The organism is Chryseobacterium gleum, assembly GCF_900636535.1.
In the GTDB taxonomy this organism is placed as follows: Bacteria; Bacteroidota; Bacteroidia; order Flavobacteriales; family Weeksellaceae; genus Chryseobacterium; species Chryseobacterium gleum.
This window is the reverse complement of the sequence record NZ_LR134289.1, coordinates 3523830-3541905: the sequence shown is the minus strand read 5'-3', so window position 1 is coordinate 3541905 and position 18076 is coordinate 3523830. Positions and strand designations below refer to the sequence as shown.

The 18076-nt window shown below is 36.4% G+C and carries 19 protein-coding genes; 4 read left to right on the top strand and 15 right to left on the bottom strand.

Annotation, left to right across the window (positions count from 1 at the left end; translation table 11 throughout):
* Positions 1–85: 85 nt before the first annotated feature.
* The 9 genes from EL165_RS16095 to EL165_RS16055 all read right to left on the bottom strand — a co-directional run bounded on the left by EL165_RS16095 (position 86) and on the right by EL165_RS16055 (position 7764).
* Positions 86–829 carry a LytR/AlgR family response regulator transcription factor gene (locus EL165_RS16095; RefSeq protein ID WP_002982087.1) on the bottom strand — a complete coding sequence of 248 codons (744 nt, stop codon included), beginning with the start codon at positions 827–829 and terminating at the stop codon, positions 86–88.
* Positions 830–889: 60 nt separating this feature from the next.
* Positions 890–1165, bottom strand: a complete 276-nt coding sequence (locus tag EL165_RS16090) for a 2TM domain-containing protein (RefSeq protein ID WP_002982085.1) — start codon at positions 1163–1165, stop codon at positions 890–892.
* A 29-nt stretch (positions 1166–1194) separates the two neighbouring features.
* Positions 1195–1491, bottom strand: a complete 297-nt coding sequence (locus EL165_RS16085) for a 2TM domain-containing protein (RefSeq protein ID WP_002982083.1) — start codon at positions 1489–1491, stop codon at positions 1195–1197.
* Positions 1492–1615: 124 nt separating this feature from the next.
* Positions 1616–2185, bottom strand: a complete 570-nt coding sequence (locus tag EL165_RS16080) for a methyltransferase family protein (RefSeq protein WP_002982081.1) — start codon at positions 2183–2185, stop codon at positions 1616–1618.
* A gap of 54 nt (positions 2186–2239) precedes the next feature.
* On the bottom strand, positions 2240–2545 hold the full coding sequence (locus tag EL165_RS16075; protein ID WP_002982079.1) for a 2TM domain-containing protein: 306 nt from the start codon (positions 2543–2545) through the stop codon (positions 2240–2242).
* A complete protein-coding gene (locus EL165_RS16070) occupies positions 2532–3863 on the bottom strand; it encodes a histidine kinase (RefSeq protein WP_002982077.1) in 1332 nt (443 codons plus the stop codon). Before EL165_RS16070 ends, EL165_RS16075 begins: the two co-directional genes overlap by 14 nt.
* 139 nt (positions 3864–4002) lie before the next feature.
* Entirely contained in the window at positions 4003–4662 is a 660-nt protein-coding gene (locus tag EL165_RS16065; protein WP_002982076.1) for a hypothetical protein, read from the bottom strand.
* Between the two features lie 49 nt (positions 4663–4711).
* Positions 4712–6958: a TonB-dependent receptor gene (locus tag EL165_RS16060; RefSeq protein WP_002982074.1), complete on the bottom strand. Its 2247-nt coding sequence runs from the start codon at positions 6956–6958 to the stop codon at positions 4712–4714.
* Positions 6959–7116: 158 nt separating this feature from the next.
* On the bottom strand, positions 7117–7764 hold the full coding sequence (locus EL165_RS16055; protein ID WP_002982072.1) for a 4'-phosphopantetheinyl transferase family protein: 648 nt from the start codon (positions 7762–7764) through the stop codon (positions 7117–7119).
* 214 nt (positions 7765–7978) lie between these two features.
* On the opposite strand from EL165_RS16055, the gene EL165_RS16050 reads away from it, so the two are divergent.
* Positions 7979–8482 carry a superoxide dismutase family protein gene (locus EL165_RS16050; RefSeq protein WP_041461999.1) on the top strand — a complete coding sequence of 168 codons (504 nt, stop codon included), beginning with the start codon at positions 7979–7981 and terminating at the stop codon, positions 8480–8482.
* A 55-nt stretch (positions 8483–8537) separates the two neighbouring features.
* On the opposite strand, the gene EL165_RS16045 is transcribed toward EL165_RS16050, so the two are convergent.
* Positions 8538–10667 (bottom strand): carboxy terminal-processing peptidase, encoded by a 2130-nt coding sequence (locus EL165_RS16045; protein WP_002982067.1) that lies wholly within the window; start codon positions 10665–10667, stop codon positions 8538–8540.
* Between the two features lie 340 nt (positions 10668–11007).
* On the opposite strand from EL165_RS16045, the gene EL165_RS16040 reads away from it, so the two are divergent.
* The gene (locus EL165_RS16040) at positions 11008–11178 is read left to right on the top strand and encodes a lmo0937 family membrane protein (protein WP_041461998.1); all 171 of its coding nucleotides are present in this window, start codon (positions 11008–11010) and stop codon (positions 11176–11178) included.
* Positions 11179–11545: 367 nt separating this feature from the next.
* Positions 11546–12334 carry a 5'/3'-nucleotidase SurE gene (gene surE, locus EL165_RS16035; protein ID WP_002982064.1) on the top strand — a complete coding sequence of 263 codons (789 nt, stop codon included), beginning with the start codon at positions 11546–11548 and terminating at the stop codon, positions 12332–12334.
* A gap of 53 nt (positions 12335–12387) precedes the next feature.
* On the opposite strand, the gene EL165_RS16030 is transcribed toward surE, so the two are convergent.
* From EL165_RS16030 to EL165_RS16020, 3 genes are read right to left on the bottom strand one after another with little or no spacing between them, the layout of a single operon-like run.
* Positions 12388–13791 (bottom strand): radical SAM protein, encoded by a 1404-nt coding sequence (locus EL165_RS16030; protein WP_002982062.1) that lies wholly within the window; start codon positions 13789–13791, stop codon positions 12388–12390.
* Between the two features lie 10 nt (positions 13792–13801).
* Positions 13802–14038: a hypothetical protein gene (locus EL165_RS16025; RefSeq protein ID WP_002982061.1), complete on the bottom strand. Its 237-nt coding sequence runs from the start codon at positions 14036–14038 to the stop codon at positions 13802–13804.
* Positions 14035–14790, bottom strand: a complete 756-nt coding sequence (locus tag EL165_RS16020) for a prolipoprotein diacylglyceryl transferase (RefSeq protein ID WP_002982060.1) — start codon at positions 14788–14790, stop codon at positions 14035–14037. Before EL165_RS16020 ends, EL165_RS16025 begins: the two co-directional genes overlap by 4 nt.
* Before the next feature lie 61 nt (positions 14791–14851).
* Here EL165_RS16020 and EL165_RS16015 point away from each other — a divergent pair, with 61 nt between their 5' ends.
* Entirely contained in the window at positions 14852–15892 is a 1041-nt protein-coding gene (locus EL165_RS16015; RefSeq protein ID WP_002982059.1) for a GMP reductase, read from the top strand.
* 39 nt (positions 15893–15931) lie between these two features.
* Here the strand turns inward: EL165_RS16015 and EL165_RS16010 are convergent, their stop codons facing one another.
* Positions 15932–17251, bottom strand: a complete 1320-nt coding sequence (locus EL165_RS16010) for a DUF6056 family protein (protein ID WP_002982058.1) — start codon at positions 17249–17251, stop codon at positions 15932–15934.
* A 3-nt stretch (positions 17252–17254) separates the two neighbouring features.
* Positions 17255–17998, bottom strand: a complete 744-nt coding sequence (gene fabG, locus EL165_RS16005; protein ID WP_041461954.1) for a 3-oxoacyl-[acyl-carrier-protein] reductase — start codon at positions 17996–17998, stop codon at positions 17255–17257.
* Positions 17999–18076 lie beyond the last annotated feature (78 nt).

Genomic DNA, 18076 nt, shown 5'->3' with positions numbered 1-18076 from the left:
TTTTTTAGGGATAAAAAATAGAAAGAAACAGTTTAAAAATCAATAATATAAGATCCATGGCGTTTGTTTTTTGTGTTAATTTTTATCAGCTGACCAGCCAATCCTTAAAGTCTTTCACCCGGTCTCTGCTAACTGTAATTTCATCTTCCGGCTGAAAATCCAGATCCACTTTATAATAAGGTGAAGTGTGAATGTTTTTGATATAATCTGAACTGATAATAAACTGCCTGTTGACACGGAAAAACTTTTTTTCATCCAGGACGTCTTCCAGCTCATCAAGTGTAAAATCTGATGGATAAGTACGGTCTTCTGTCTGAAGGTAAACGATTTTGTTCTCACTGAAAAAACAGCTTATTTCGTGAGTCTGTATAATTTTAAGGTTATAACCTATTTTAACCAGAACTCTGGAAAGCGTTGATTTTTCCTTCCTGATCAGCTGTTTGATATCCTGAGAAGCATTGGTATCACTGGCAGGAATGAATGATTTGAACTTCTCTACAGCGCCTTCCAGATCTTCATCAAGGATGGGCTTTAATAGATAATCAATGCTGTTCAGTTTAAATGCTTTCAGCGTGTACTGGTCAAAAGCTGTCGTATAAATGATGAAACCTTTGGTAGGTACCTTTTCAAAGATATCAAAAGAGAGACCGTCTCCTAAAACAATATCGGAGAAAATCAGCTGGGGATGTTCGTTTTCAGAAAACCAGGCAACTCCTTCTTCTACTGATTCTATTTTAGCAACTATTTCAATTTCAGGAAAGTTACCCAGCATTCTTTCTAATTTCCTTGAAGCCGGTTTTTCGTCTTCTATAATGACAGTTTTGATCATTGAGCTTTACTTTTGGTTTTCAGATTTTGGGAAATAAAGGTAGACAAAAGCGCAGATATTTTAATAGTCTATCGGCTTTTTCTCTTTTCTGAGTTCTTTTTCAATCATTTCCCTTTCCCATTCGGAATCAAAAAGAAACAGCTTTAAGGCTTTTACAAGAAGGATAAGTCCCCATATTCCAAGTATAGCATATCTGTCGAATAATTGAATTCTGATCGTTTTTTCATCAAAAATATCGTCTGGAGCAATAAGGACAGCAACTACCGCAAATATAAAAATACTTCTGTAGAATTTTTTAATGTTTTGAGTTCTTGTGTACGCAGTTTGATAATCCATGATTGTATAATTTTTTTAGTTATTATAGGTTAAAATGTTTTTATTTTTGGCTTTTCTTCTTTATCCATCAGTTCTTTTATTTTCCTTTCTTCCCATTCTTTACCAATTCCATATACATTAACGGCATGAAATGCAAGTCCGATTCCCCAGCCCAATGCAGGCCATAAAAACCATAAATATCCGGGAGCGGTAAGAATATTCAGTACAGCTAAAAAGGGAATTACAAGACAGTAAGAAGTAAGATTTCCATAAAACTCTTTCAATTCTTTTACTCTTCTTGTTGCTTTTCTGTAAGCAATTGTTTCTTTATCAGGTAAAATCTCCATAATGTTTTGTTTTAAAGGTTAATTTGTTTTTTTCTTGAGTCAAAGGTAGTTCAGAAAAAAGCCTCCTATCAATTTTATATTACCGAACGGTAGAAAATGATACCTGAATGGTAAGAACTTCAACTTAATAGATAAAAGGGATCAGCTTTTTAGTACTTTTTCTGTAAGCGATATATTCTTCTCCAAACTGCTCCACCAGAGCCTGTTCTTCAATTTTAATCCTGTAGGCAAAAGCTAAAAAAGGAGGCACAAAAGCAAAGAGTAATGAAAGCCAGTTATTGAGATACAAGCCAAGTCCAAGTGATGTTAGCAGGGAAAAAGCATAGGAAGGATGCCTCAGATATCTATAAAAACCCTCTTTTTTGATTTTATGGTCCTGTCTGATGGTAACATCTACTGTAAAGTATTTTCCCAGAGACCTGATAATAATGTACCTGAAAATAATCCCGGCAAGAATGAAAAACTCACCAAGGTAAAGAATCCAGTTGTCTTTAATGATCGGCAAACGGGTATTATAGGATAGGATTACTGAACTCATGATGGAAAAAGGAATGGCCAGCCATAAGATATTAAGAGTAGATCTGTCCTTATCTTTTTTGTCTTCTTTACCGGATTTCAGCATGTTTTTATACAATATCTCTGTAAGAAACCAGGCTGTCATTGAAATATAAAATAGAATGGATAAAGTATTCATTTCCGTTAGGTTTTTAAGGTTAATTTTCAAATGAATCACATAGTGTTCTGTTTTTTAATGATCTTTTTTCTTATCAATTATTTCACGGATTTTATCTTCCTCCCACTTTTTTACAGCACCGATTTTTGGCAAGAAAACGGAAAGTGCATGAACCAGAAGTCCGATCCCCCAAAAAATGGCAGTGAAGAAATTCTTAAACTGAAAATAACTTTCTCCCGGTTCCAGATGTGAAATATTATAAAAGACAATAATGATGTTTACTGCCACATAAACGAATAAATGTCCATAAAACCCGGTAAGTTGTTCCACCTGCTTTTTTGCCTGCTGATAGTGAATATCATTTTCATCAAATTTTTCCATTGCTTCTGTTCTTTTGTTGATTCATAATTTCTCTGATCTTCTTTTCCTGCCAGGACTCCCCGATTCCGAAAATCTTGAAAGCTCTGAAAGCCAAAACCATTCCCCACACTAATGCCGGATACCAAAACCAATACTCCCCTTTACTTGTAAAAAGATTGACAAAGAATAAAAAAGGAATAATAATACAGTACGTAATCAGGCTGGAATAAAACTTTTTCATTTCCCTAACCCTCTTTTGAGCCCTTTTATAAGCAGCAGCTTCTTCTTCAGGTTCTTCATTGGAAACTTGTGGCTTAACTAAAAGCATCGGAAGCTTTACTTTAAAATGATCCTCAGACTTTTCTATAAAGACATTCCGTTCTGTAAGCAGAGAATAGCGTTGTACAATATTGGCAAGACCAATCCCGGAACTTTCTTTGATCTGCTCTCTTACCTGGAGATTGTTTTCAATGCAAAGGGTATTTCCGTCTGAAAAAATTCTAATAGTAAGTGGTTTTGATGATGTCGCAAAATTATGTTTGATACAGTTTTCCAACAGCAGCTGTAGAGAAAGCGGAACCACATATTTCTGATAATCTTCCCTGGGAACATCAAAACTAAAATCCACACTGTCTTCAAATCTGGTTTTTAAAAGCTCACAATAGGTTTTTGCAAATTCTATTTCATCTTCCACCGTCACCATCTCTTTATCTTTCTGTTCAAGTACATACCGGTAAATCTTTGACATTGAAGCAGTAAATTTCTGTGCCTGTCGTGGATTTTCATCAATCAGGGAGCTCAAAACATTCAATGAATTAAAAAGAAAATGAGGATCCAGCTGATTCTTTAAACTCTCAAACTGCGCATTGGCAGATTTGGCAATAAGCTTCTGTTCCACCACTTCTTTTCTGGAAGTCTTCTTCAGCTCCTCCATAAAACTTTTCGCATGCAGAAAAGCAGAGATCAGCAGAGCAATATTGATCATAAACCAATTGGTAACTCCATATTTTGATGAAAAAAACTCTTCTGCAGTGGCTGTTTTCTGAATGACAACATAGTTCATATAATTACAGAAATAGACCAGAATAAAGTTTCCGATGATAATAGAAACAATACTTAAGACAGCCCTTGTGCGGGTAGCTTCTGACCAGGGAAATTTTTTATTGAGAAATTCATTGATAAATCCGTTTCCAAATCCCAGGACAAAAGAATACATTGTTGACAGGAGCAGCGTGATCAAAAAGGTCCGGAATGTCTTTTCATCATTAAAAAATAAAAAGAAAAACAATGTGGTTCCTAACGAAGTCCAAAGTAATGTGGTAAGGTATTTACGCTTCATGATCTGTTTTCTTGACTCAAAATTAGTTTTTATTAAAGGTATCAAAAATTAATTCTTACCGAAGGGCTGATTTTCTTTTCTGAATGGTATAAAAAAACCTTCACGAATGAAGGTTGATTTTTTACGTAAAAAAAGAAAACTATTTTGCTTTTTCTGCAGGCAAGCTCAGGAAATAATCTGCTTCAGCTTTTCCCCAGTTAGGATCTAAAGCTGTTTTGGGTTTGTAGGCTTTAAATTTTGCCTGAGCATCTTTAAACATTTCCAGTCCTTTCGTTTTGCTTCCCCCGTACTGTTCAGGAGTAAAATAAGTATCTTCTGCCTTGATCAGCGCAATTCTTGGATTGGAAGGATCTAATTTCTCTGCAACATTAAGCTCTTCAGCAGCTCTTGCTCCGTCTGTCATATAACGCTGTGCAGGATTTACCATCATTCTCAGGGAATAAGACATTTTTCTCAGCAGATGAATTTCCGCATTATCAGTTCCGGCAAGATTCTGAGCCATTGAAAGATGTTTCTCCGCCTGATCAGCGATAACATCAAGCTCCTGCATTTTACCCTCTCTCATCAGGACTCTTCCTTTCTGAATTAAAGAAAAAGCTGCGTAGTATGCCGGAAGCCATCTCGTACTTTCTTTGCTTCCTATTCTCTGGAAGTCGTTAGACAGAGCCTGGAAATCTTCCGGTGTTTTACAGGTTTCAATTCTGGCGATTTTGTCAGACATTATTTTGTCGTAATCTGCCTGTGCAAAAGCAGTTAGACTCATAAAAGCTAAAGCAAAGCTTAAAAGGTATTTTTTCATGATTCAAATTTTAAAAGTTAGTGATGTTTATGGGTTCTAAGTTATGTTTTTATAAATTATTATTGATGGCATCGTCCGTTTTGTCTACTCCGAAGCTTATGAATGCTCCTATGAATACAAAAGTATTGACCGGTGGCACAATTGCAGAGCTTCTGGAACCATTTGCTGAAAAATTATAGCCATATACATTTTTTGATCCTAAAATATTACTGATACTCAGTACAAATACAGGAAAAGATTTCGCATCCTTTTTACCAATATTCGGAAGATAATTGATACTGAAATTCAATGCGTTGTAATCTTTTAATCTGCCTTCATTTCGGATAAAATTTACGGCTTCTCCATTTTTAAATGTAGAGGCAATATCATAATAAGGACGGCCTTTTGCATAGGTATAAGACAGGTTTACCCCTAATTTCCATTCCGGAATAAATCTTTTTGCCACTGCTGAAAGTGTATGTTCTGCAGCAAAACCTGGCTGCAGGCTCACAGGATAATTCAGGAAATCTCTTTTTGAATCCAGATACGAATAACTGATCCAGTAATCAATATTTTCAAATGTTTTCTTATTATCTCTCCAGAAAAACTCCAGTCCTTTTGCATATCCGTATCCATTATTGTTCAATGCAGTCTGGATCTGCTGATTCTGCTCTTTATCCTGGGTAATATTGAAGGTTTTGATCAACTGATCATATTTTTTGTAAAACGCTTCAAAACGTAATGTTCTGCCTTCTGATGCTCTCTGAACCTGAAAGATATAATGCTGAGATTTCTGGAAACCAAGATTTGCAGGGCCATTGATGTATTTACTTTCCGGATTCTGATAAAAAAGTCCGTAAGCTAACGAAGTGGTCCAGTCTTTTGCCAGACGGTATGCAATTGCAAAACGTGGTGCAATATTGCTTTTTCCTAAAAATGATGAATGTTCTGTTCTTACTCCAATTTTCGCTGACAAAGCATTGCTGAAGCCAAGATCTGTTTCAACAAATGCTGATGAGATCAAATCTTTATAATGCTTATTTACGGCCTCAAAATTCAGATTTTCATCGGTATTATTAAGTTCAAAACCTCCCCTTACCGCACTGATTCTGTTGATTTTTCTTTCAAGAACTGCTTTAAAATTCAGGTAATTTCCATCAGTCAGAAGCTGGCTCCTGTTGGACTCAACATCATTGGTTTCTGTAGAAAAATGAAGATCTGATCTGTTATAAGAGTAAGAACCACCCACATTCAGCAGATATTTTCCAAATTTTTGTTTAAAAGACAGATTATGAAAAGTGTTTTTGCCATTAAGCTTTACCAGGCTGAAATCGGAACCGGGTTCAAGACTTTCCGACTTCACACCCATTCTATTGGAATTGAACATTCCGTAATATTTAAAAAATCCTCCTGATTTGGTTTTAAATCTGAAATTCAGGTCTCCGTTAAAACCTTGTGGCGCTTCAACAAAATCTGTATTAAAATTAAAAACTTTCTGCATAAGGCTTAAAAGGGAATACCCTGCTGTAGCTCCGTAGGAATAGTTTTTATTGTCTGACAGCTTCTGAAATCCGGCATTCAGGAAAATAGGTGAAATCCCAACATTATAAGAAGTTTCATCCGGAAGATCCACACTTTCCAGCATCAATGCTCCTGAAAGGGCTTGGCCGTACAGCGCAGAATAACCACCACTTGAAAATATATTTCCTTTAAAAAGAGAGGTATTGAACTGATCTCTTCCTGCAATTCCCGGAACCGAATTGGAAAAATAATTGTTGATAAGACTTCCATCCATAAAAATTTTAGACTCCGTTCCTGTACCTCCTCTGATGAAAAGACCTTCCGTTCCTCCCACTTTTTGTACACCGGGAAGATAAGTCAGTGCTGAAGAAATCTGTCCATCCGCTCCTGCTGTGGTATAAATATCAATGGGAGTAAGCAGTGCTGTTGCTCTTTTCTTATCGCTGGCTTCAATAGATCCGGCAGAAACGACAACGGCATCAATTTCGCTGATTTGTTCTTTAAGGTCGACATTCAAAGAGACATCCTGATTTTCAATAGAGACTGGTCTTTCTACGTTTTCATATTTCGGATGGGTAAAAGTAATGATATGAGCTCCTTTTTCTGAAGTTTCAAATGTAAAATTACCTTGTGCATCAGTGGTTGTCCCGTCGTAAGTATCTTTAAGTGTTACATTTACTTCAGCGACTCCTTTGTTTTTGAAGGAAACTTTCCCCGATATTTTCACCTGAGAATATCCCATGATGGAAGCGATCAGGAAAAAAAGAACCAGTATGTTTTGTCCTTGTGTTTTCATTTTTATTGTTTTCTGGATCAAAAATAGCACAGTAAATGCCTTTCTGTAAAAAAATTGTTACCGAAAGGCATTCTTTTGCTACCGAATGGTAATTAATGAACCGGGATACAAATTTGTTTGTCTGTTATTGCTATTCTCAGAAATTTCTGCATCATCAGTTATAAAACAGCTTCTTCCCAATGTTTAAAGAGAGGGACAGCTCTTTTAATTTCCGGATCTGAAGAGGCAATATATCCGTGGTAGCCTTCATGAATAAAAATCTCTCTAGTAAAGAACTTTTCCCCTTCAATAACACATTCGTTATTGGCTATTTCGAAAGATTCCAAGGGAATCATCATTCCGGCTCCATGCGCTTTGATTACAGCCTCCTTTCTAGTCCAATAGGTGAAAAATCCTTTTATTTTATCCTCAGTATTTTGAATTTCAAGAAGTTCTCTTGCTGTCATCTGAAATATATAATCCTGATAACTGATCTTCGGATCATTGAATTCCACATCTATTCCCAAAGGATATTCTGCAATAGCACAGGCAACCAGATCTTTGGAATGCGATATATTAAAATGAAGTTGCTGGCCTTTCAGATAAGGTTTTTTGTTGGGAAGAATACCCACTTCTATATCAGCGATATTATAATAAGATTTCAATCCGTATTGTAAAAGAACTTTTCCCAATAAAGAAAGCTGCGCATCCTGCCATCTTCTGTATTTCAGGATTGCCTGTTGAGTTTCCGGAGAAAAACCGGACAGATATCTGTCCAGAAGAGCCTGATGCTTTTCTTCACTGATAAAGGTGTACAGAATGACCATTTTTATGCCTATAATAATTCAACGTTAAAAATAAGCTTTTTCCGGGCTGTTTTTAAAGCCGTTAACAATCTGATCATAAGTTGTATGAACCGGGATTGAAAGAGAAGGAATAAAGCTGTAATACGCAGCATCTTTTGAAAAAAGCCCGGAATCATAAAGCGCATTGGAAAATCTTTTTTATTTTTATAGTAAAATCACTTTAAATCATTTAAAAATGAAAGTACAAACATTAGCATTACTGGCAGGGTGTGCATTTTTAGCTGCATCATGCGGAACTACAAAAACGTACTCTATAAATGCCAAAAGCGGAACACAGACAGGAGGAACAGCAAAGTTTACCCAAAACGGAAATGAGGTAACGATGAAGCTGGATGTTACCAACCTTACTCCCGGAATTCATGCCGTACACATTCACGAAAAAGGAGACTGCTCTGCAGCAGACGGAACCTCTGCGGGCGGACACTGGAATCCTTCCAAGAATGATCATGGTAAATGGGGAGCTGAACATTTCCATATGGGAGATATAGGAAACCTGGTTGCTGATCAGAACGGGACTGCAACATTGACTTTCAAAACAGATAAATGGTGCTTAGGCTGTACAGATGAGTCTAAAAACATTATCGGTAAAGGCCTTATTGTACACGCAGCAGCAGATGACTTCCATACTCAGCCTACAGGAAATGCAGGAGGAAGAGTGGGATGTGTAGAAATTAAATAATTTACTTTATTCAATAAAAAACCGCTAATCAAAAAGATTAGCGGTTTTTTTATGTTTAGGATTTAGCTCCCATATCTGATACAATATTCATTGCTTCCTGCAGGTAAAGATCTTTTTTCAGATTCTTGATCCACATTTCAGATTTTTTCTTGAATGCTTCATCTTTTTTCTCTCTTTCAATCTCACTTGGATACATGATAAACTGGAGTCCGTTCTCAAATTTTGTCAAAGCCTTGAACTTTTCGATCTGAGATTTTCTGTTTTTCATCAGTTCGTTGAACTTCGTTATATTCAGCGTAATGTTCTCTTCTTTATCCAGTTTTTCTCTCCATTGAGCAGATTCTAATAACAACTGATAATTGCTGTTTTTAGCCATTCTGTCAGCACTTGCTTTTTCCAGGGCCTGAATATTGAAATAGTTCAGTTTCTGGAATTTTGTAGGGGAAATTTTATCCCATGCCAATGCATAATCATCATATCGCTCTCCTACCTCAGCGTAAGTAAAGAAATCTTTCATCTGAATGTCAGATACAATTCCTTTTCTCTGGGTAGATTCTCCTGTAATTCTGTAGAATTTCTGGATGGTCAGTTTTAAGGACCCGAAATCATCCTCTGTATTCAGGAATCTGTTCAGATCAACAAAAGTCTGAACGGTTCCTTTTCCGAAAGACTGAGGAGACCCGATGATCATTGCTCTTCCGTAATCCTGCATTACTCCAGCAAGGATTTCTGAAGCGGATGCGGAAAGTTCGTTTTGCATGATTACCAGCGGACCAGTCCAGATAGGCGTTTCATTTTTATTTTTAAGCGTCTGTATTTTTCCGTTTCCATCTTTTACCTGAACATAAGGACCAGCTTCCATGAAAAGGCCCATAATATCTCCTACTTCAGTTAAAGATCCTCCACCATTATTTCTAAGGTCAAGAATGATTCCTTCAATATTCTGCGCCTTAAGCTTAACAATCTCATTCTTAATGTCATCAGAAGCATTTCTTCCTTTTGCATTTTCAAAATCTGCATTAAAGCTTGGAAGGTTGATGAAACCATATTTTTTACCGTTCGGAGCATTAACAACAATACTTCTTGCAAAAGTATCCTCAATAGCAACCTCCTCACGGATCATGGTTACATCTTTAATGGTACCATCTTTTTTCTGAACCGTTAAGGTTACCGGAGTTCCTTTTTCTCCTCTGATCAGCCTTACTGCCTCATCAGAAAGCATTCCTACAACATTTACTGCATCTTCCTTCGGTTTGGATCTTACTTTCAGGATTTTATCACCTTCTGAAAGCTGTTTAGACTTCCATGCCGGTGCACCAATAGTAAGAGCTCCCAGGTAAAGGTTTCCTTTTTTCTCCTGAATCAATGCCCCGATACCGATTACTTTTCCGGTAAACTGGGTATCAAAGTCTTCTTTATCTTTTGGAGAATAGTAATTGGTATGTGGATCAAATACTTCTGTATATGCATTCATATACACCGTAAACCAATCCATTTTCTTTCTCTTTTTGAATCTGGTAAAGGTATCTTTTACAAGATCTTTTACTTCATCTGTAGCTTTTTTGATCTTTTCGTCCTGAGTAAGCACCTTCAGTTTGATGGTATCTTTCAGTTTGAATTTCTGAACAGAATCTTTCTTTTCTTTCTGCGCTTCTTCCTTACTGTTCATCGATTCAACTTCCTGAAGGATATTGTATTTGATGAATTTTTTCCACTCGTTATACTGTTCCTGTTTGTTGGCAGGTACTTTTTTCAGTTTTGGCTCAAGGGTAAGGGTTTCATCTTCCTGAAGATTGATCGGTTTACTGAAGATATCCTGTGTGATTTTATCGATTTCATCCACTCTCTGGTATAATCTGTCGATAGTAAGTTTGTAAAATGTCAGATCACCTTGTCCTATATAATCATCAAGCTTTGTTTCATGCTTGCTGAATTCGTCCATATCAGATTGCAGGAAATATCTTTTGGCCGGGTCTACCAATTCGAAATAATGCTTATAAACGTCCTTCGAATAGGCATCATTGATCGTTTTCGGGCTGTAATGCAGATAAGAAAGTGTGTTTTTTACGCTCACCATTATTGTCTGCATCTTTTCATCGTCATTCTTTGGCGAGTTGAAACAAAACATTAGACTGGTTAATGGAATCAGGAGTAAAAATTTATTCAGTTTGAAATTTTTCCACATAAACTGTCTTTATTTATTAATTTTTTTAAAATAAGTATAGTAATTAGTAGCAGTAAGTTTGGTACTGTTACAAATGATCAAATTTAATACCTTATTTACAAATATCGACAGTTTTGATCATTTTTATTTAAAGAGATTTGCAAATAATTAAAACAGTGTTAGTCATTTCCTGCTGTCAGGCAGTTTCAATTCAAAACCAGATGATGATATTTCTTTTTACGATGTTTTTTCGATTTTTTTTCATTAAAAATCACAAAACAGGTACCACAAAAATATGTTTTCAACCATAAAGGCATAAAATATGATGGTATTGATGTATACAAATTCAAAATATTACGTTATGAAAAGTTTACTATGGTTAGTCGCAGTTATCTGCATCGTCGTTTGGCTTTTAGGAATGTTAGGAATAGTTCCGGGTATGAGTACCGGCTATTTAATTCATGTCTTACTGGTTATTGCCATTGTTGTTATTCTTTATAACATTATTTCCGGCAGAAAACCACTTGATTAATTCTTTGCAAATCACTTAACAAAACATCTTTACAGGTGCTTTTCCACAGAATTCAAAACAGACTCCTGCTGGAAATGCATCTGTAAATTTTTAAGATCAACTTAAAAAATTCTGTCTTTTTCAAAGTAATTATTTATTTTATTACTTTTTCTGAACATTGTATTTTACCAATAATATTCGTTTCCAATCTTCTTTTGTATTCAAAAAAGATGAAACTCAATTTTGATTGTAAAGAAATCAATACTTCATCTGCTGTTTTATCGCGTCTTATTTTTACCTACATTTGATGTGTTGAAAATCTTTCTGTTCCATTCTGAAAATGAACAGACTCACAATACTATTTGAACAAAAAAATTAAAGATAATTTATGGAAAGACCACTTATCCTGGTGACTAATGATGATGGAATTACAGCTCCCGGTATCAGAAATCTAGTAAGTTTTATGAACGAAATCGGAGAAGTAGTTGTTGTAGCACCCAACTCTCCTCAAAGTGGAAAAGGCCACGCTATTACCATTAATTCTACCCTAAGCTACGAGGAAGTTAATCTGGAAGGTCCTCAAACTGATTTTTCATGCAGCGGAACTCCTGTAGACTGTGTAAAAATGGCTCTTGATAAAATTCTGAAAAGAAGACCTGATATTGTTGTTTCAGGAATCAATCATGGTGCAAACTCTTCTATTAATGTAATCTATTCAGGAACCATGTCTGCTGCAGTAGAAGCTGGTGTGGAAGGGATTCCTGCGATCGGATTTTCATTACTTGATTTCAGCTGGGAAGCAGATTTTACCCAGGCTAAAGAATTTATTCAGAATATCGTAAGAAGAACTCTGGAAAACCCAATGCCAAAAGGAATTGTACTGAATGTCAATATTCCAAAACTCCCGGCGGAAGAAATAAAAGGCGTAAAAGTCTGTAAACAGGCGCATGCAAAATGGGAAGAAAGCTTCGATGAGAGAATTAATCCTCATGGTAAAAAATATTACTGGCTAACCGGATATTTCAACAATATGGATGATTCTGAGGATGCTGACGAAACGGCATTGGCTAACGGATATATTTCGATTGTTCCGGTAAAGTTTGACCTTACAGCATATGAATACATGAAAACGCTGGAAGAGGTGATGACTTTTGAAAATGTAAAAGAGGTAAAATAACCAAAGAAATAATAAAAGCGTGAAATCAGATTTCACGCTTTGTTTTTATATTATTAAAATAATACTTTATCTTCTTTTCTGAGCTCTTCCAGATAAGCCTTTTTCTCATCCCTGTAAAAAAGGTTCATCGTTTCAAAAGGGATTAACTTCAGATCTTTATTGACAATATGTACACATGACTTCTTCACAGCTCTTACATCAAAATCATGAGCATCCATAAAGTTCATGATAATTATTCTGAATAGGTTATCATAGTCAAGATCCGGAGCACAGACTTCAGGCAGACAGCACAGTAACTGATTGACTTTAGGCTGAACTTTATCTACGGAAATTCCGGTACTGAATATATCCAGCAGCTGCATATGCAATCCCTTATCCTGTTCGTAAACAATGGTATTCCTTGATTCATTATTCAGAAGATCGGCAGGATTGATGTATCGGGTTAAAGGAATTGTTTCGCCCTGAAGTTTTAAGATATATCCCATAGCAAGAGCATCCGGGTTACAAGGAACAGGAATAATATCATCAGGATTTAATAACGGAAACTGATTGATAATTTCCTGTCTTACCTCCGTTAAGGTAATTTTTTCATGGGCAGAATCTTCCCGGTTTCTTCCGGCAATTTCAACAGGCTGGAAGGTAATTCCTCTTACACATTTCTGTTTCAGGGCAAATTCTATAATTTTTCCTATTTCATCAATATTTTTACCTTTTTGAAGGACAATCACCAGTGTGGTAGAAAGATTAAGTTCATTGAGTTTTTCCAGTGCCTTCATTCTGACTGCAGTAAGATCCTTCCCTCTGAAATCTTCCAGAACTTCAGGTTTAAATGAATCAAACTGAAGGTATATTTCAAACTCAGGAGCATACGTTGCCAATTGTTCAGCAAATCCCGGATCATTGGCTATTCTGATTCCGTTGGTATTCAGCATGAGATGTTTGATCGGTTTTGACTTGGCAATATCCATAATTTTGAAAAATTCCGGATGAATGGTAGGTTCCCCTCCACTGATCTGCACGACGTCCGGTTCCCCTTCATTTTTTACAATAACATCAAACATGGCCTCAATTTCTTCCAGGCTTCTGTGACTTCCATAATGTGGTGAAGACATCGCATAGCATGTAGGACAAGTCAGATTACAACGGTCTGTAACTTCTACAATAGAAAGACAGCTGTGCTGTTCATGGTCAACACATAATCCACAATCATAAGGACAGCCATATTCCACATCGGTTCCGAAATGAAGAGGCATTTCCGAGGCTTTATTATAGTTTCTTATATTTTTATAATAATGTACATCAGAAGCTATTTTTGTTTTGAAAAATCCATGATCCGGACATCTTTTGGTCATAAAAACAGTTTCATCCTCAATAATGATTTTGGCTCCTACCCTTTTAAGACATTCCGGGCAAAGACTGATGGTATAATCGTAATAGGTATAATTTCTTACTGGCATAGCAAATTTTTTAAAGTCCTCCGCAAATGTAACCGCTGATCAGCCCACAGATCAGAAGGGATATAAGCATGGTCTGGATAAATTGTTTTTTGGTAAATTTCCGGTCTCCCTTTCTTTCGTAAATAAGTTTTGTAATAACTGTGACAATGAGGGAAAGAACCAGTGCAGCCAAAATAATTGCGCCAACAATCACTACCACTACTCCAGCCAGATTGATATTGCCTTCTAAAATAGTTAATGTTTTCATCTTGAATATTTTAAATATAAAGATCCGGTATTTTTAATTTTATAAATGTAGTAAATAATTACACAGATACAGACCCATTGAATAGTCCCCATATTTCCCAGGATTTCTACCTTTGGTTTTATAAAATCCAAAAAGAATCTGAATGTAAAATAACTAATCATAAACAGCTGAAAAATAAAACCAGAAGGGTATTTCTTACGATTCTGAATATACTTCAATCCTATCCAAAGAAAGATTAAAAAGGCTATTTCATACAAAGCAACAGGATGCCTGAGATATTGGTCCCCCAAATGCATACCAAAAACAGAATCAGTAGGAATACCATATGTTTCTTCACCAATACCGGTAAGAAAGCACCCTATTCTGCCTATAATCATGGCCAGCATCAGGGGAAAAACAATAAGATCTCCCGTACTTTCTTTATGATGTACTATCTTTTTTGCCAGCTCTACACCCAATAAGCCAAAAGCCAGCCCTCCGACGATGGTATTATTTGACCAGAACTTTCTGATAGAAAAATTTTCAAATAATGTATAAGGATTTTCAAGATTACCGATCAGCTTGGAACCTATCAAAGCTCCGGCAGTAGCACCTATTAAAACCGCAGCAGAAGTATTGAAAGAAAGTTTTTCCTTGGACTTACGTTTCAGATAAAAATAATATCTCATGCCCAAAAACATCCCGGCAGCCTCAAAAAGCGGATGCGCAAGGATTGTTTTGCCGAAAATATGAAAGGTTACAGGAAAATCCATTATTTCAAAAATACACTATTTCATATTATTCACTACCTTTATTCTGACAAATAATTACAAAATGCGTATAGAATATGACATAAAACTGGGGTTCAAGGATGTAATGTTCCGCCCTAAGCGTTCTACTTTAAAATCCCGTTCGGAAGTTGATCTCCAAAGAGAATTTACCTTTAAGCATACAAAGAAAAAGTGGACGGGAGTTCCGGTAATTGCCGCTAACATGGATACGGTAGGGACTTTTGAAATGGCAGTAGAACTGGCCAAAGAAAAAATTATTACTGCTGTTCACAAACATTATACTCCTGATGAATGGAGCCGGTTTCTCAATAGCCAGCCTGAAAGTATCCACCAGTATATTGCCTTAAGTACAGGAACAGGAAAGGCTGATGAAGAAAAAATAAGACAGATCCTCGAAAAGCATCCAAAAATTGAGTTTCTCTGTATAGATGTAGCCAATGGGTATTCTGAGCATTTCGTTGAATTTGTGAAGAAAGCAAGGGCAAATTTTCCGGATAAAATTATTATCGCAGGAAATGTGGTTACCGGAGAAATGGTGGAAGAGCTTCTTCTGGTAGGAGCAGATATCATAAAAGTAGGTATTGGCCCGGGATCCGTATGTACTACCAGAGTAAAAACCGGAGTGGGATATCCTCAGCTTTCTGCAATTATTGAATGTGCTGATGCCGCACACGGCCTAGGAGGACATATCATTGCCGACGGAGGCTGCAAAGTTCCCGGTGATGTTGCAAAAGCATTCGGTGGCGGTGCAGATTTCGTAATGCTGGGAGGAATGTTTGCCGGACATGATGAAAGCGGTGGAGAAATGATTGAAGAAAACGGTAAAAAATACCGCCTTTTCTATGGAATGAGCTCTAAAACAGCAATGGATAAGCATTCCGGAGGTGTTGCAGAATACCGTGCTTCTGAAGGAAAAACAGTGAAAGTAGCTTATAAAGGTCCGGTTTCTGAAACAGTAAAGGATATTTTAGGAGGTGTCCGGTCTACATGTACTTACGTAGGGGCTTCGAAACTGAAAGAGCTTTCCAAGAGAACTACTTTTATAAGGGTTCAGGAACAGGAAAATCAGGTTTTCAAAGATTAAAAAAACAAAGGCTTTAGAATTATGATCTAAAGCCTTTGTTTATTCTTTCGTTCTGATGTATTTTTTATTGAAATATTTCTGAAGCTGATCATTTACGTAAGTCTCCTGTTCTTTTACAGAAGCCATTTCATCCATATATAAAATCCTCGGAACCTCCTTTATCTTATCCACCACAACTGAGTCTTTAGGAGAGCTACTGATGGTATCTGTTCTTTGGTTCATTTCTCTTTCATATTCTTTCAGATCTGTATTCAGAACTTCCATTATTATATTTTCATTATTAAAATCAATATTAAAGTAAGAATATTTTTCGGGGAAAATTTTGAGCTCCGGAAGGAATACAATGAGTAGGGAAAGCCACCAGAGCTTTTTGACCTTTTCCCATTTGAAATATAATAACAGGGAAAAACTAAGCAGAAAATAAAAAAGGATACTTTCAAACTGTCTTGCAACCGAGGTGAGAATATAGCTTGTAAATAACAAAGGAATCAATGAAACTGACCAGAATAAAACAGCTTGCCTATATGTAACCTTATCAGCAATCTTTTTAAGTTCTTCTTCAAAAACCTTTATAAATAATGGCAGTATAAGAATAACCTTAAATACTACATATACAGTATCTGCCCCAAAAAGAGCAGCTCTTTTCAACCATTTAACAATTCCGCTTTCCACTTCGCCCATTCTGTTGAAATTTCCGGGTGCAAGAAAACAAACAAGCAGAAATACGGTTCCCAGCAATGCCAGAATCAGGCTTTCTTTATTGCGTTTCTGATAACAGGCTACTAATAAAAGACCTTCAAGAATTAATCCCAGAATCTCATTAGATCCCATCAGAATAATGATCAGCAAGGCTGAAAGATACAACCATATCTTCCTGTCTGTATCTTCATATTTTTTGAAAAAATAAAGTAAAATCCCGGATAGAATAACAGGAACAAAATAAACATTGGACCCCGTAATCCAGAAGTAATGCTCCGGTAAGCTTACCAGAAGGACTGTATAAAAGAAAAACAAAAGAAATCCTTTTTTAACGGATTCCTTCAGAGAATAGTTGAAATACTCTTTAAAGTTTAATGCTGAAACTCCAATAAAGGAAAGGATTAACAAGACAGGATATATTTTCGGGACAATATTATTGCTGTCGTAAAAGACAGGGTTAAACATATTGATGGAATATCCGAAATACCTTCCGCCCCATTGTGTATAGGTATCTGTAAAGCTTTGCAGCAATCCAAACTTTCTGGTAGTATAGGACCAGAAATAATCATCGGTCTGATATACATTAAAAAAACTAATGTACGTCAGACCGATGAATAGTAAAACTGACAAGAATACTATTATATTCTGTACTTTTTTCATTTCCTAAGTTAACATTCCACCGTCAACGTTTAAGGTCTGTCCGGTAATGTATGCTGACATTTCGCTGCCTAAGAATACACATGCATTGGCGATATCTGCAGGCTGTCCTCCTCTCTTCATCGGAATTTCTTCTCTCCACCCCTGAACTGTTTTTTCATCCAGAACAGCCGTCATTTCCGTTTCAATAAATCCAGGAGCAATAGCATTACATCTGATATTTCTTGATCCTAATTCCAGCGCCACAGATTTTGTAAACCCGATAACCCCTGCTTTAGAAGCTGCATAATTGGCTTGTCCGGCATTCCCTTTCACTCCTACTACAGAAGTCATATTGATGATAGATCCTGATCTTGCTTTCATCATCGGCTTGATAACCGCTTTTGTAAGGTTGAAAACTGAATCTAAATTTACTTTGATAACTTTATCCCAATCTTCTTTGGACATTCTCAATAACAGGTTATCTTTTGTAATCCCTGCATTGTTTACCAAAATATCAATCTGCCCGAACTCTGCCATTACTTCCTCCACCAATTTCTGAGCTGCATCATAATCTGATGCGTCAGACTGATATCCTTTAATTTGGGTTACAGAACTTAAAGCTGCTTCTAATTCTTTTGCTTTGTCTACAGAGCCGGCGTAGGTAAATGCTACTTTTGCTCCCTGCTGAGCAAACATTTCAGCAATCCCTTTACCGATTCCTCTTGTAGCTCCGGTAATTAGTGCTACTTTTCCTTCTAATATTTTCATATCTATTGACAATTATTTTCTTTTATAACTCATTCAGCTTGTGACAGCTGACTCTTGTAGTCTCTACAATTCCTTTCC